Annotated in this window: 14 protein-coding genes; 7 read left to right on the top strand and 7 right to left on the bottom strand. The window is 65.4% G+C overall.

Annotation, left to right across the window (positions count from 1 at the left end):
- Nucleotides 1–59 precede the first annotated feature (59 nt).
- Both EU800_RS10205 and EU800_RS10200 read right to left on the bottom strand, forming a co-directional pair.
- Nucleotides 60–2,000, bottom strand: a complete 1,941-nt coding sequence (locus EU800_RS10205) for a lytic transglycosylase domain-containing protein (RefSeq protein WP_129631403.1) — start codon at nt 1,998–2,000, stop codon at nt 60–62.
- Between the two features lie 241 nt (nt 2,001–2,241).
- A complete protein-coding gene (locus EU800_RS10200; protein WP_129631400.1) occupies nt 2,242–2,646 on the bottom strand; it encodes a hypothetical protein in 405 nt (134 codons plus the stop codon).
- A gap of 378 nt (nt 2,647–3,024) precedes the next feature.
- On the opposite strand from EU800_RS10200, the gene dapA reads away from it, so the two are divergent.
- Nucleotides 3,025–3,900: a 4-hydroxy-tetrahydrodipicolinate synthase gene (dapA, locus tag EU800_RS10195; RefSeq protein WP_129631397.1), complete on the top strand. Its 876-nt coding sequence runs from the start codon at nt 3,025–3,027 to the stop codon at nt 3,898–3,900.
- A 128-nt stretch (nt 3,901–4,028) separates the two neighbouring features.
- Here the strand turns inward: dapA and EU800_RS10190 are convergent, their stop codons facing one another.
- Nucleotides 4,029–4,229, bottom strand: coding sequence for a DUF3329 domain-containing protein (locus EU800_RS10190; RefSeq protein ID WP_129631395.1), 201 nt, complete (start codon nt 4,227–4,229; stop codon nt 4,029–4,031).
- Nucleotides 4,230–4,299: 70 nt separating this feature from the next.
- Between EU800_RS10190 and smpB the strand changes: the two genes are divergently transcribed.
- The 5 genes from smpB (at nt 4,300) to EU800_RS10165 (ending at nt 7,953) form a co-directional block, all read left to right on the top strand.
- Nucleotides 4,300–4,773, top strand: coding sequence for an SsrA-binding protein SmpB (gene smpB, locus EU800_RS10185; RefSeq protein WP_129631711.1), 474 nt, complete (start codon nt 4,300–4,302; stop codon nt 4,771–4,773).
- Between the two features lie 80 nt (nt 4,774–4,853).
- Entirely contained in the window at nt 4,854–5,705 is an 852-nt protein-coding gene (gene sseA / locus EU800_RS10180) for a 3-mercaptopyruvate sulfurtransferase (RefSeq protein ID WP_129631392.1), read from the top strand.
- The gene (locus EU800_RS10175; protein WP_165354620.1) at nt 5,702–6,268 is read left to right on the top strand and encodes an N-acetyltransferase; all 567 of its coding nucleotides are present in this window, start codon (nt 5,702–5,704) and stop codon (nt 6,266–6,268) included. Before sseA ends, EU800_RS10175 begins: the two co-directional genes overlap by 4 nt.
- An 8-nt stretch (nt 6,269–6,276) precedes the next feature.
- The gene (locus EU800_RS10170) at nt 6,277–7,461 is read left to right on the top strand and encodes an aromatic amino acid transaminase (RefSeq protein WP_129631386.1); all 1,185 of its coding nucleotides are present in this window, start codon (nt 6,277–6,279) and stop codon (nt 7,459–7,461) included.
- 105 nt (nt 7,462–7,566) lie between these two features.
- Entirely contained in the window at nt 7,567–7,953 is a 387-nt protein-coding gene (locus tag EU800_RS10165; protein ID WP_129631383.1) for a rhodanese-like domain-containing protein, read from the top strand.
- A 154-nt stretch (nt 7,954–8,107) separates the two neighbouring features.
- Here the strand turns inward: EU800_RS10165 and EU800_RS10160 are convergent, their stop codons facing one another.
- From EU800_RS10160 to EU800_RS10145, 4 genes are all read right to left on the bottom strand, one after another.
- Nucleotides 8,108–9,433, bottom strand: a complete 1,326-nt coding sequence (locus EU800_RS10160; protein WP_129631380.1) for an ammonium transporter — start codon at nt 9,431–9,433, stop codon at nt 8,108–8,110.
- A gap of 31 nt (nt 9,434–9,464) precedes the next feature.
- Entirely contained in the window at nt 9,465–9,803 is a 339-nt protein-coding gene (locus tag EU800_RS10155) for a P-II family nitrogen regulator (RefSeq protein WP_129631377.1), read from the bottom strand.
- 477 nt (nt 9,804–10,280) lie between these two features.
- Nucleotides 10,281–11,606 carry an ammonium transporter gene (locus EU800_RS10150; RefSeq protein WP_129631374.1) on the bottom strand — a complete coding sequence of 442 codons (1,326 nt, stop codon included), beginning with the start codon at nt 11,604–11,606 and terminating at the stop codon, nt 10,281–10,283.
- A gap of 30 nt (nt 11,607–11,636) precedes the next feature.
- Entirely contained in the window at nt 11,637–11,975 is a 339-nt protein-coding gene (locus EU800_RS10145; RefSeq protein WP_129631371.1) for a P-II family nitrogen regulator, read from the bottom strand.
- Nucleotides 11,976–12,245: 270 nt separating this feature from the next.
- Here EU800_RS10145 and EU800_RS10140 point away from each other — a divergent pair, with 270 nt between their 5' ends.
- On the top strand, nt 12,246–14,477 hold the full coding sequence (locus tag EU800_RS10140) for a transglycosylase domain-containing protein (protein ID WP_129631367.1): 2,232 nt from the start codon (nt 12,246–12,248) through the stop codon (nt 14,475–14,477).
- Nucleotides 14,478–14,482: the final 5 nt, after the last annotated feature.

Here is a 14,482-nt window from a genome sequence, read left to right as displayed (position 1 = left end):
GGGCTCGCGCCCGTATCGCGGATGAACCTGCGGCTGTGCCAGCGCTGCGTGCGCCGGGCTCAGCCCTTGTGCAGGAACTCGGTCATCGGCACGTTCGGCTGCGTGCCATTCAGCCGGGCGCGATAGACCATGATCGACTCCGTCACCCGCATCACGTAGTTCCGGGTCTCCCGGAACGGGATCATCTCGATCCAGTCGACGATGTCGACATCCGGGTTACGCGGATCGCCCCGGTCTTCCATCCAGTCGGTCGAGCGGCCCGGCCCGGCATTGTAGCCCACCGAAACAAGCACCGGCGCGGGGCCGAAACGCTCGATCAGGCCGGCGAGATAGGCCGTTCCGAGAGTGACGTTATAAGCGGGATCGGCGGTCAGAGCGTCCCGGTCATAGGAGATCTCCAGCACGCCTGACACATCGCGCGCCGTCCCCGGCATGAGCTGCATCAGGCCGCGCGCACCGGCGGGGCTGACCACCACCGGGTCGAACTCGCTTTCGCGCCGGGCGATTGCGAGGGCCAGGTCCCGCGCCACCGGCAAGTCGCGCTCCATCAGCGGGCTGAGCGGGAAATAGGCGGCCGGCAGGACGATCTGGTTCTGCGTCGCGCGCTTGGCGATCATCAATGCGATATGTGGCTGGTCGAGCGAGAGCATCAGCGAGGCCAGCGTTCCGGCCTGCTCGCGGTCGAGCGACTCGACGAGGTGTGTGAGGAAACGTTCTGACAAGGCCAGATCGCCGGCATCGAGCAGCAGCAGCCCAGCCACCAGGACGGAATTGCCGCGCAGCGGGCTGTCCTCGAGCGGTGGGAAGCTCTCGCTCCCATCGAGGGTCGGGTCCATCGGCAGCCCGGCGGCCTCCGCGGCAAGCAGCCCGTAGAAACTGGTTTGGTGCTTCGCGCCAAGCGTATAGGCCTCCTTCGCGGCCGCTGCGTCGCCCATCGCGTCGAAGGCACGGCCGCGCCAGTAGCCGGCACGGCCGAGGCTGATAGGGGTCTGCACGGCGGCTTCGAAACGGTCGAAATGCAGCAGCGCCAATTCGGGGTCGTTGAGATGCCGCAGCGCGATATAGCCCGCGAGCCATTCGAGATCGGCAAAGGACGCGCCTCCGACAAGGAAGTGCCGGCTGGCCAGCGCGTAGGCCTCCTCCGCATTTCCATCGCGCAGCGCGCGGCGCGCATAGATGCGGCGCCAGTTCGACCATTCCTCGGGTCGCCCGAGCGCTTCGGGGCTGCGTGAACGGGCGTTGATCAGGGCGATCGCCTCATCGTGACGGCCCTTGCGGGCACGCCAGATGAACCGCTCATAGGCAAGACCAGCATCTTCCTGCAAAGCATCCGGCACGGCCGAGATTTTCGCGTCGACGCCGGGCGCGCGATCGGCAAGGGCCAGTCGCGCCTCGGCCAGTTCGGACCAGCCCTCGGGCGCGCGCGCGATGTTTCGCCGCGCCGCGCTCTCCTGCCCGCGCCAGAGCAGGTCGTCAAGCCGGCTGGCGTGACTGTCCGCCAGAACCTTGCCGAAGCGCTCGAGCAGCGCGTCCTCGGTCTCGGCCGTCAGCGTCCGCGTGCGCCAGGCCATGACCGCAGTCGCCTCGGCATCTCCGGTCTGGCCGAGGGCGAGATAGGCATCGACGAGCCGCAGCACGCCAGTGCCGGTCTCCGGCAGGTCGCCGTTGAAATAAGCGATGACCTCGGCGGGGACGGCTTCCTCCGGGATCGACCCCTCGCCGCGTGTTCGCAGCAGGTCCAGCCCGGGCCAGTCGGGCCGGCGGGAAAGGAAATCGCGATATGCGTCGAAATCGGCCTGGCCGCCCTGACGCAGGCGCAGCCAATCAATGAGATCGCGCCCTTCCGGCCCCGTCGGCCGCGCCGCGACCATCGCCGCCCGCCAATTGCCGACCGCAGCGGCGTCGAGCGCGAGCGCCAGCACCTCGCCACGTCCCGCAGGTGTCGCAAGGGATGCAAAGGGCAAACAGACAAGCAAGAGCAGTCCGAAAAGAAGGCGCATTGGAAAGCCTGATCACGCTGACTCGGGAGGGTTTCCGACAAGGGTAACGCGCGCGGTGACAGGCGCAACTCACAAAAACGCGTGCCGGGACGGACTGTCAGCCTTTATATGTCAATACTTTAGACCCAATTGCGCTTGGGCCGACGACGCAATGACGCCAAACCGGCAACTGGCGGAAGCGCCGTGAAAGGAGCGCATGACAGTCGCCGTGGCGGGACGTCGGATCCGGGTCGCGCCGCGCCTATTGGATTGAAATATCGACATTGTAGCCGACAGTTTTGTCCGCGTCGCGGTCGTTGCCCATCAGGTAGACCCGGATCGTGTAATCGCCCTTCTCCGGCAGCTCGATCGTGGTGCTGTTCTCGTCCATCGAGCTGTTATAGATCGCCACCCCGTCGCTTCCCGGCGGGAGGATGTTGAAATACGCGGACCCGTTTCCGTTGGTGCCGTCGACCATGAGCTCGACAAACATCGTCTGGCCAGCATTCGCGCCAAGCCTGTAGTCGAAATACTCGTCGCCCGTGATCGTTCCGCTGACGGTCGTGCCATAATTGCCCTTCTGGAACTGCACATCCGCCGTCATCTGGGCCATCGCCGGCGCGGACAGGGCGAGGAGCGAAACGAGCGCTAAAACATGGAAACGCATCCTGAAGTCCTTTCTTTTGGGGTGATGTGATCCAAACATGGTGGCGTGAGATCGACGGAAATCAACCATAGATTGAACGGTCCGCGCCCCAACGGTTCGGGCCGACGGATTGGCGAGGTCTTCCCGAAAACGGCGACCGAACGGCCGGACGGCAGGTCATTGAAAATGCAGATTGCAGAATGGGTGGTCCGGGCGGTATGGGCGGGTCTGATTTCGTGCAACGATTCAACAGATTCGCTTCGCCACGGTCCGGGCGAGACGCCGCGTAAACTTGGCAAGGCGCAGCTCCGGTTATAGGGTCCGCCGCGGCTCAGACCAACGACTCGGCCCCGAGCAGGGCCAAAGGCGCGCCGGGAGGCGCGGGAAAAGGAGGACGACATGTTCAGAGGCTCGATTCCCGCTTTGGTGACGCCGTTCAAGAACAACAAGGTCGATTTCGCGGCAATCGACGCTCTGATCGACTGGCAGATCTCTCAGGGATCGAACGGTGTCGTGCCGGTGGGCACGACCGGGGAAAGCCCGACGCTCAGCCATGCCGAACATGGCGAGGTGGTTGCCCGTGTGGTGATGGCGGCATCCGGCCGGGTGCCGGTGATCGCTGGCGCAGGCTCCAACAACACCGCCGAGGGCATGCAGCTCATCCGCCATGCCGAGCAGGTCGGTGCAGATGCCGCCCTCGTTGTCACGCCTTATTACAACAAGCCGACCCAGGCCGGGCTCTACGCCCATTTCAAGGCGCTGCACGATTGCTGCGAGCTGCCGATCATTATCTACAACATTCCCGGCCGCTCGGTGGTGGACATGAGCCCCGAGACGATGGGCCGGCTCGCCGAACTGCCGCGGATCGTCGGCGTCAAGGATGCCACCGGCGACATCACCCGTGTCAGTCGCCAGCGCGAGACCTGCGGCAAGGAATTCATCCAGCTCTCGGGCGAGGACGCCTCCGCGCTCGGCTTCAACGCCCATGGCGGCGTCGGCTGCATCTCGGTCACCGCCAACGTGGCGCCAAAGCTCTGCGCCGAGTTCCAGGCGGCGACGCTTGCGGGCGACTATGCCACCGCGCTCGAGTATCAGGACCGGCTGATGCCGCTCCACCGGGCGATCTTCCTCGAGCCCGGGCTGGCGGGGGCGAAATACGGGTTGTCCTTGCTCGGTCGCTGCTCGGAGGAGGTGCGGCTGCCGCTCGTCGGGCTCACCGAGCCGACCAAGGCTGCGATCCGCGATGCCATGGTCTTCGCAGGTCTGATCAACTAGGGCGAAACCCGGCCGCTCGGGCCGGTCATCAGCCAAAGGCTGTCACGGGCCTGATGTTGACCAAAACCGGGCGCGGCGGCCTGCGGCCGCTGCTCCTGGCCAAGTGTCGTTGCATGCACTTGCGCCGCTCACGCGCCGTCGCCGCCCTTCGGGTCGTAGGTGATGAAGAGCATGTAGAGGCAGTAGACCCCGAGTGCGCCCGTAAGCACGCCCCAGATCGGTGAGCCGGCGACGAATTCGAAGGCCGACCAGCCCAGCGTCAGCGCGACGATGACGGCGCGCCGCCAGAGCGGGGCATAGAATGGGTGGTCGGTATCGATCAGTTTCATGGCTCACCTCTTCGCTTGGCCCATCGAACGCCCTTGGAACTCCCTCTGCAAGCGCCTATATCCCGCGGCCATGGCCAAGGCGAAGGACAATCCGAACTACAAGGTGATCGCCGAGAACCGGCGGGCCCGGCACGATTACGCGATCGAGGAGGATCTCGAATGCGGCATCATGCTGACCGGCTCCGAGGTCAAGAGCCTGCGCACCACCTCGGCCAATATCGCCGAGAGCTATGCCGCGGTGGAGAACGGTGAGCTCTGGCTGGTCAACGGCTACATCGCCCCGTACGACCGCGCCATGTTCGGCCACGAGGAGCGCCGCCGGCGCAAGCTTCTGGTATCGAAGAAGGAGCTTTCCAGGCTCTGGAACGAGACGCAGCGCAAGGGCATGACCCTCGTGCCGCTGGTTCTCTATTTCAACCACAAGGGCATCGCCAAGCTGAAGATCGGCATCGCCAAGGGCAAGAAGATCCACGACAAGCGCGCCGACGAGGCCAAGCGCGACTGGAATCGCCAGAAGCAGCGCCTGCTCCGGCACGGGGACTAGCGCCGCCGTCCGGCCTGCCCTTGCGTCCGCGCGCCCGCGGCACTAGCAATTCCAGACGGGATCCGAGCAGGGAGGCCGAGATGGACCAGAGCGACCCGAGAACGCTTGTCAGCACCGATTGGCTGGCCGCCCACATGAACAACCCGGACCTGCGGGTGCTCGACGCCTCCTGGTACCTGCCGACGATGGACCGCGACCCACGCGCCGAATACGACGCGGGCCACATTCCCGGCGCCCGCTTCTTCGATATCGACGAGATCGCCGACCTTCGCTCCGACCTTCCGCACATGGTCCCGCCGCCGGAGAAGTTCATCTCGCGGATGCGCAAGCTCGGCGTAGGCGACGGCCATCAGGTCGTGGTCTATGACGGTATGGGCCTGTTCTCGGCGCCGCGCGTCTGGTGGCTTTTCCGGCTGATGGGCCATTTCGATATCGCGGTGCTCGACGGCGGCCTGCCCAAATGGGTGGCCGAGGGCCGGCCGCTGGAGGACATGCCGCCGTCGATCCGGGAACGCCACATCACCGTCCGCCGGCAGTCCAACATGGTCAAGGACGTGACCCAGGTCTCGCTTGCCTCCAAGCTCGGCGACTGGCAGATCCTCGACGCCCGCCCGGAGGGCCGTTTCCGCGGTGTCGATCCGGAGCCGCGCCCGGGCCTGCGCCAGGGGCACATCCCGGGGTCGCTCAATATCCCCTGGGACACTCTTTCTAACGACGACAGCACGATGAAATCCACCGACGCGCTGCGCGACATTCTCGTGGCCGCCGGCGTCGATCTCGAGAAACCCGCCATCACCACCTGCGGCTCCGGCGTCTCGGCGGCGATCATCACTCTCGCGCTCACCCGCCTCGGCCACAAGCAGAACGCGCTCTATGACGGCTCCTGGGCCGAATGGGGCGCCTATCCGGACCTGAAGGTGGAAAAGGGATGAGTATCACCCCCGCCGGCACCGAGATCCACTACTCCGTGACCTGGCTCGAGATGACGGAGCGCCCATCCTATGGCTGGCCCAACCAGCCCTCTGGCGCGCCCGCCTCGCTCCTGAAGGCCGAGAAGCCGCCGGTCTGGTATTTCCTCGATCTCTACGACGCGGTCGGCCGCGATTATGCCTGGGAGGACATGCACGACCGCGACGAGGCCGAGCTCGCCGACTGGCTCGAGCATCCCGAGACAGCGCTCTACACGCTCATCCGCGACGGCTGGCCGCATGGGTTCGTCCTGCTCGATCACCGCAAGCGCGCGCGCTGCAACATCGCCTATTTCGGGCTCGTTCCGCAGGCGATCGGCCAGGGGCTCGGCCGTTTCCTGCTGCAGAACGCCGTGCTGACGGCCTGGGACCTGCCCGGTGTCGAGAAGGTCACTGTCAACACCAGCACGCTCGACCATCCGCGCGCGCTCCAGAACTACCAGCGCTGCGGCTTCACGCCGGTCCGCCGGAGCGATCATACGCGGGTGCTCAGGCGCCCGCTCGACGCCAGCCGTATCCCCGACTAGGGCCGCTCATGTTCGAAGACCACAGACCGCCGGAACCGGACAAGATCCTCCGGGTGATGAAGGCCTTCGCCGAAGATCCGCGGCCGGAGAAGATCGACCTTGGGGTCGGCGTCTACCGCACCGCGGATGGGCGCACGCCGGTCTTCGCGGCGGTCAAGGCCGCCGAGGCAGCTATCCATGAGACCCAGGAGAGCAAGGGCTATGTCGCGCTCGCGGGCGACCCCGCCTTCCACGCAGCGATGCGGGACCTGACGCTCGGACATTCCGTCGCGCCCGACCGGATCGCGGCGCTGGCGACGCCCGGCGGCACCGGCGCCGTTCGTCAGGCCTTCGACCTCGTGCGGATGGTGCGCCCCGAAGCCGTGTTCCATACCCCCGCCCCGACATGGCCCAACCACGAGTCGATTCTCGGCACTCTGGGGATCCGCTGGAAGCCCTATCGCTACTACGATGCCGCGCTGGGCGGGCTCGACCGCGACGGGATGCAGGCCGATCTGGCGCAGGTCCGGCGGGGCGACGTCGTCCTGCTGCATGGGTGTTGCCACAACCCGACCGGCGCCGACCTCTCGGCGGAGGACTGGGACGACATCGCGCAGCTGCTCGAAGGCACCGGAGCGCTGCCGATGGTCGATCTCGCCTATCAGGGCTTCGGTGCCGGGATCGAGACGGATGTCGACGGGCTTCGCGGGCTCGCCGCGCGGCTGCCGGAGCTTCTATTGGCGATCTCGGCCTCGAAGAACTTCGGCCTCTACCGGGACCGCGTGGGCCTGCTTCTGGCCGTGTCCGGGAAGGCGGCCGAGGCGTCGGCGCTGCAGGGCACGCTGGCCTGGCTCAACCGGCAGAACTATGCCTTTCCGCCCGATCACGGCGCGCGCGTGGTAACGGAGATTCTCCGCGACCCCGCGCTGCGCACGCTCTGGGCTGAGGAACTCGATGGCATGCGCGACCGAATTGCCGGAATGCGGGGGGCGCTGGTCGAAGCACTCCGCCGCGAGACCAACTCGGAGCGATTCGATTTTCTCGGGAACATGCGCGGCCTCTTCTCGCTGGTCGGCGCCAGCGAAGCCGAGGTCGAGGCGTTGCGCCGCGATCACGGGCTCTACATGATCGCTGACGGGCGGATCAACCTGGCCGGCCTGACCCCCGAGACGGTCGCCCCGGCCGCCCGCGCGCTCGCCCGGGTGCTGGTCTGATGGCCGCGGCATTAAAGATATATCATAATTACATCTATTCTTGACCTGTCCGCCGCGGCGGCGCATGACTGTGCCGGAAAGCCAGTCACACGGAAAGGACCGGACATGGAAATTGAAAGGACACCGAACGGGGATCTCGAGACCTGGACCGCCGAAGAGGTTGCAAGCGCCTTCCGCGCCGGCGAGGTCGCGATCATCGACGTGCGCACGATCCAGGAATATGCCTTCGAGCACATCCGCGGCGCGCTGCTGCTGCCTATGCATTTCTTCGAAGCCGAACGGCTGCCGTCGCAGGAAGGCAAGCGGATCGTGTTTCACTGCGGCTCCGGCGTCCGGTCCGAAAAGGTCGCGCGCGCCGCGCTGGCCGCGGGCTTTGCGCCGGTGGCGCATATGGCCGGCGGCTTCGCGGCCTGGAAAGCGGACGGCCAAGCCTATATGGGCACCGATATGGCAACCGGAGGCTCGGTTCGCGTGGCTGGCAAGAACGGCTGACGCGTTGGAGACGGAATGCCTGCCAGGCTCCGCCATCCTGTGACGGGAAGGCATCTCCCCGATGCGGCTGCGCCACATTCCCGAGTGTCGGCGACGAAAAAGGCCCCGGATGCGCCATGCATCCGGGGCCAAGTGTGGCTGACAGGAAGGAGGGTCAGCCCTTGTAGAACTCGGGATAGGCTTCGATGCCCAGTTCGGCGACGTCGAGACCGTTGATCTCGGTTTCCTCGTCAACCCGGATGCCCATCGTGGCCTTCAGGATGAACCAAAGCACGAGGCTCACGACGAAGACGAACACACCGACGATCACGATCGAGATCAGCTGGCCGAAGAGCGTGGCATCGGGGTTGGTCAGCACGACCGCGATGGTGCCCCAGATGCCGCAGAACAGGTGCACCGGGATAGCGCCGACCACGTCGTCGATCTTGAGCTTGTCGAGGAACGGCACCGCGAAGACGATGATCACGCCGCCGATGGCACCGATGATCGTGGCCATTCCGAGACCGGGGGTCAGCGGCTCGGCGGTGATCGAGACGAGGCCCGCCAGAGCACCGTTCAGCACCATCGTGAGGTCGACTTTGCCATACATGATCTGAGTCATGAACAGCGCGGCGATCGCGCCACCGGCCGCAGCCGTGTTGGTGTTGGCGAAGATCCGGGAGATGTCGGCGACGTTGCCGGCGGTGTCCATGTAGAGCTGCGAGCCGCCGTTGAAGCCGAACCAGCCGAGCCAGAGGATGAACGTGCCGAGGGTGGCAAGCGTCAGGTTCGAACCCGGATAGGGATGCACGCCGCCGCTGGCCGGATACTTGCCGATCCGCGGCCCGAGCACGAGGGCACCAGCGAGCGCCGCCCAGCCACCGACCGAGTGCACGACGGTCGAGCCGGCGAAGTCGAGGAAGCCATAATTGGCGTCGAGGAAGCCGCCGCCCCATTTCCAGGAGGCCTGGATCGGGTAGATGAGCGCCGTCAGGATGAGGGTGAAGACCAGGAAGGGCCACAGCTTGATCCGCTCGGCCAGCGTGCCCGAAACGATTGAGGCCGTGGTGGCGCAGAACATCAACTGGAAGAAGAAGTCGGAGCCAACCGATGCGTAGGTGAGGTCGGTGTCGGGGCTGCCGCCCACCGGCTCCATAACGGCCGGAGCGAAGGCGCCGAGCACACCCGGGATGGTCCAGCCATCGCCCGGATACATCAGGTTGTAGCCGATCAGGTAGTACATGATCGCGGCGATCGAGAAGAGCGCGATGTTCTTGGTCAGCTGCATGGTCACGTTCTTCGAGCGCACGAGGCCGGCCTCGAGCATCGAGAAGCCCGCGCCCATCCACATCACCAGGAAGCCGGTGACGAGGAACATGAAGGTCGTGAAGATATAGCCGATCTCTTCGTTCGGCGGCGTCACGTCGGCCTCTTGGGCCAGCGCCAGGCCAGGCAGCAGTGCCACCGCGGCGAGGACAGGAAGGAATTTGCTCAGTTTCATGTCGGATCGTTTTCCTATTGGGGCCCTGAGATCAGAGCGCATCGGCGTCGGTCTCGCCGGTGCGGACGCGGACAGCCTGGTTGACGTCGAGAACGAAGATCTTGCCGTCGCCGATCTTGTCGGTCTTGGCAGTCTTCTGGATGGTCTCGACCACCTGGTCGGCCATCTCCGCGCCCACGACGATTTCGAGCTTGATCTTGGGCACGAAATTCACGGCGTATTCGGCGCCGCGGTAGATCTCGGTGTGGCCGGATTGCGAGCCGAAGCCCTTGATCTCGGTCACCATCATGCCGCGCACGCCGACGGAAGTGAGCGCCTCGCGCACCTCCTCGAGCTTGAACGGCTTGATTGCTGCGATGATGAGTTTCAATTTGCTCCCCTTCCGATTGGCCGGGAGGAGGCCCCGGCGATTGGTGATGGAGGAACACAGCCGAGACCAGCGGGCGGGTTCAAGCAAACGGGCGGGCTGACAAGGGCCGGAATCCGGGCTTTATGCACAATTTTTGCACAAAATGAATGACGTGCCGTTTTTTTAGGCGAATGGGGTATGTGGGCCCTGCAACGGTATTCACGCGCGCCCGGAACTGAGGTGATCGGAGTTCAAGATCCGGGCAGCGGACCGCAGCCGATCCATCGCTACGAGATGGGGCGACTGAGGACGGGGCACCCGGGAATGGGCCGCGTCGTAATCCAGTGCAGAGAGCGCATGCACAATTCGGGCGACCGATCACTTGCATCCGCCCCGGATCGCCTTGCCTGCGCGGTCGCGACTCGGCGGTGCCGCCCGAACGAAACCGGCCCCGGACACTGCCATGTCCGGGGCCGGGAAATGCTGACGGACCCAGCGTTAGCTGTGATAGGCGGTCTCGCCATGCGATGTGAGGTCGAGCCCTTGGCGCTCGTCGGCCTCGTCGACCCGGATGCCGGTGATCGACTTGGTGACATAGATCAGCACCAGCGACCCGACGCCGCTCCAGACCAATGTAAGAAGCACCGCGCTGATCTGGGTGAGGACCTGGGCCCCCATCGTTCCCGCCTCGACGACGAAGCCTGTTCCGCCGAGCCACGGAGCACAGAGGATGCCGGTGCCGATTGCGCCGACGATGCCGCCGACTCCGTGCACGCCGAAGACATCGAGGCTGTCATCGTATTTGAACTTCTGCTTCACGGTGGTGACGAAGAAGAAGCTGATCGGGGAGACCACGAGGCCGAGCACAAGTGCGCCGACCGGGCCCGAGGTGCCGCAGGCAGGGGTGACCGCGACAAGACCCGCGACCATGCCCGAGACCGCGCCCAGCATCGATGCCTTGCCGCGGGTGATGGCTTCGACGACCGACCAGGAGACCACAGCGCCGGCGGTCGCGATGAAAGTGTTCATCATCGCAAGCGTTGCGCCGGCGGTCGCCTCGAGGTTGGAACCGGCGTTGAAGCCGAACCAGCCGACCCAGAGCATCGCCGCACCGACCATGGTCAGCGTCATTGAATGCGGGGCCATGTTGTCCCTGCCGAAGCCGACGCGAGGTCCGATCACGACGGTCCAGACAAGGGCCGCGATCCCCGCGTTGATGTGAACGACCGTGCCGCCCGCGAAGTCGATGGCGCCCCAGTTGAAGATCACACCGGCACCGTCCCAGACCATGTGGGCGATGGGGAAGTAGATGAAGGTCACCCAGAGAACGACGAACAGGATCACGCCGGAGAATTTCACACGTTCGGCAAAGGCGCCGACGATCAGCGCCGGGGTGATCGCAGCGAAAGTCATCTGGAAGCAGATGAAGACATATTCAGGCAGTTCGACCCCGTCCGAGAAGGTCGCCACGGTGCTCTCGGGGGTCACGCCGGCCAGGAACAGCTTGCCGGTGCCGCCCCAGAAGGGCGAGGTGCTGCCGCCGAAGGCGAAGGAATAGCCGTAGAGCACCCAGATGATCATCACCACCGAGGTGATGAGCGTGCACTGCATCAGCACCGAGAGCATGTTCTTCTGTCGAACCAGGCCGCCATAGAACAACGCGAGGCCGGGAATGATCATGAACAGGACGAGCAGCGAGGACGTCATCATCCAGGCGACGTCGCCCTTGTCGACGACCGCCGCGTCGACGACGTCCTGGGCGGAGGCCACCATCGGCAGCAGCGTGGCTGCGACAGCGGCGGGAATGAGCTTCGAGAGTTTCATATGCTGGAGTTTCCCTGTTGGCGCCCGCACTCAGAGTGCATCGTCGTCGGTCTCGCCGGTGCGGACGCGGACGGCCTGGTTGACGTCGAGAACGAAGATCTTGCCGTCGCCGATCTTGTCGGTCTTGGCAGTGACCCGGATGGTTTCGACGACCTGGTCGACCATCTCCGCGCCCACGACGATCTCGATCTTGATCTTGGGCACGAAATTCACTGCGTATTCGGCGCCGCGGTAGATCTCGGTGTGGCCGGATTGCGAGCCGAAGCCCTTGATCTCGGTCACCATCATGCCTCGCACGCCGATGGACGTGAGCGCCTCGCGCACCTCCTCGAGCTTGAACGGCTTGATTGCTGCAATGATGAGTTTCACCTGTCTCCCCCTTCCGCTGTGTCGGGGAGCGTCCCCGGCGTTCTAGCGATGGTCGATGACAATCGGGGTGACGCAGCGGGAGCAAGGAATCAGCCGGCCGGATGAAGGCCGAAACCTGGGCATAATGCACATTATTCGCACAGCCCGGACGGTTCGCCTAATTTTTCGGCACAATTGAAGCGCGCGGAACGCGGCTGTCCTCTCCCAATCGGCAACGAAGCAAGCTATCAAGGGGAAAAAATCCGAGCAGCGATCGCATCAGAGGCCCCCATGAGCTCAAAAGGCGGAAAACGTCCGACCCTTCGGGCCGACAAACGATATTCATCCGGCGCTGGCGGCCGGTCCCCGACATCGAAGACCCCGAAGAAGGCAGCGGCAAAGCCCGCCGCGAAGCGTAAGACCCCCTCGAAGAAGCGCGCCCGGACAGCCCGCAAGAGCGGCCCTCTCGGCTGGCTGGCGGCGCTTTTCCGCTTTGTCCTGCGGCTAATCTGGTCGGTGGTCTGGCGCTCGGGTGTCGTCTTCGCCCTGATCCTCGCCGGCGCCGTGCTCTACTTCTACGCGCAGCTTCCGCCCTTCGCCGAACAGATCGACGGGCGCATCCGCGGCTCGGTTACGCTTCTCGACCGCAACGGGGAGGTCTTTGCCTGGCGCGGCGAGCAATTCGAGCAGGTCACCGATATCGACCAGGTCTCGCCCTACCTGAAGGATGCCGTCGTCGCCAGCGAGGACCGCCGTTTCTACTGGCATCTCGGCGTGAGCCCCCGCGGTGTCGCGTCCGCGATTCGAATCAACCTCAGCGAAGGCCGCTCGGCGCTCTCAGGCCATGGCGGCTCGACCCTGACACAGCAGACGGCGAAGCTTCTGTGCCTCGGCGTGCCATTCGATGCGGAGACTTGGAAGACCGAGGCCGAATACGAGGACGATTGCCGCCGCACAACGATGAGGCGCAAGATCAAGGAAGCCATCTACGCGATGGCGATGGAGCTGAAATACTCCAAGGATGAGATCCTGGTGATCTATCTCAACCGCGCCTATCTCGGCGCGTCGGCGCGCGGTTTCGAAGCAGCGGCGCAGCGGTATTTTGGCATCCCGGCGCGTCAGCTCTCGGTGGCGCAGGCCGCGATGCTGGCGGGCCTTCTACCCGCTCCCACCCGCTTTGCGCCGACCAACAACCTAAAGCGCTCCCAGGACCGGGCCGACACGGTGGTCCGGCTGATGTACGATCAGGGCTACATCACCGAGTCCGAACGCGACGCGGCCTGGGCCCAGCCTGCCACACTGAGCGAGGCGGCGCAGTCCCAGACAGGCGGTTATTTCGCGGACTGGGTGATGGACTCCGGCCCGAGCTTCCTCACCCGCGACACGACCGAGGACGTGATCCTGAAGACCACGCTCGACCAGGAGATTCAGCGCTCGGCCGAGGAGGCGTTACAGATCATCTTTCAGGAAAAGGTGGCAGAGGGCTCCGAGGCGCAGGCCGCGATCGTGGTGATGTCGGCTGACGGCGCGGTGCGTGCGATGGTCGGCGGGCGCGAGACGCGGGTCTCGGGCGCCTTCAACCGCGCAACGATGGCCAAGCGCCAGACCGGGTCCTCCTTCAAGCCCTTCGTCTATGCCGCGGCGATGGACCTCGGCTACTCGCCGCTCGACACCGTGGTCGACGAGCCATGGTGCATCGACATGCCGGCGGGCCAGCCGCGCTATTGCCCGAAGAACTACAGCCGGGAATACAAGGGACGGGTGACGCTGACGCAGGCGCTGGCGAGCAGCCTCAACATCCCGGCGGTGAAGGTTTCGGAATTCGTCGGCCGGGACAATGTGCGCAAGATCGCCTCCGATTTCGGCATCGACAACAAGCTCGCCACCGGCCCGTCGCTGGCGCTCGGCGTCTCCGAATCGACGCTTCTGGAAATGAGCGGCGCCTATGCCGGCATCCTCAACGGCGGCCGTTCGGTCACGCCCTACGGGCTGGTGGAGCTTCGGCTCGAGGGGGACCCCGACCCGCTGATGGGGCAGGGCGGCGGCTTCGGCGAGCGGGTGATCTCGGACTCGGCGGCGCGCAACCTCGTCTACATGATGAGCCGGGTGATCGAGGCCGGCACCGGCCAGCGCGCCAAGCTCGGCGAGCGGCCGGCCGCCGGCAAGACCGGCACGACACAGGCGGCGCGCGACGCCTGGTTCATCGGCTTCACGGCCGATTACGTGACCGGCGTCTGGATGGGTTATGACGACAACACGCCGCTCCAGGGTGTTACCGGCGGTGGTTTGCCGGCAGAGATCTGGCACGAGGCGATGGTGCGCATCCACGAGGGCAAGCCGATCCTGCCGCTGCCGATGGATACGCCAAGGCCGGCTGCGGCCGCGCAGTCGGCACCGCGCTACGACGGTGCCAGCTCCTCGGCGCAGTCTGCGGCGCAACCGGCGCGCCAGCAGCCCCGCCGCGACAATCTCGCGGAGCGCATTCTGAAGGACGTCGGCGCGCTCTTCGGCGGACGTAACTGAGGCCG

This window comes from Tropicimonas sp. IMCC6043 (genome assembly GCF_004146235.1).
In the GTDB taxonomy this organism is placed as follows: domain Bacteria; phylum Pseudomonadota; class Alphaproteobacteria; order Rhodobacterales; family Rhodobacteraceae; genus Tropicimonas.
This window is presented reverse-complemented; position numbering and strand designations above follow the sequence as displayed.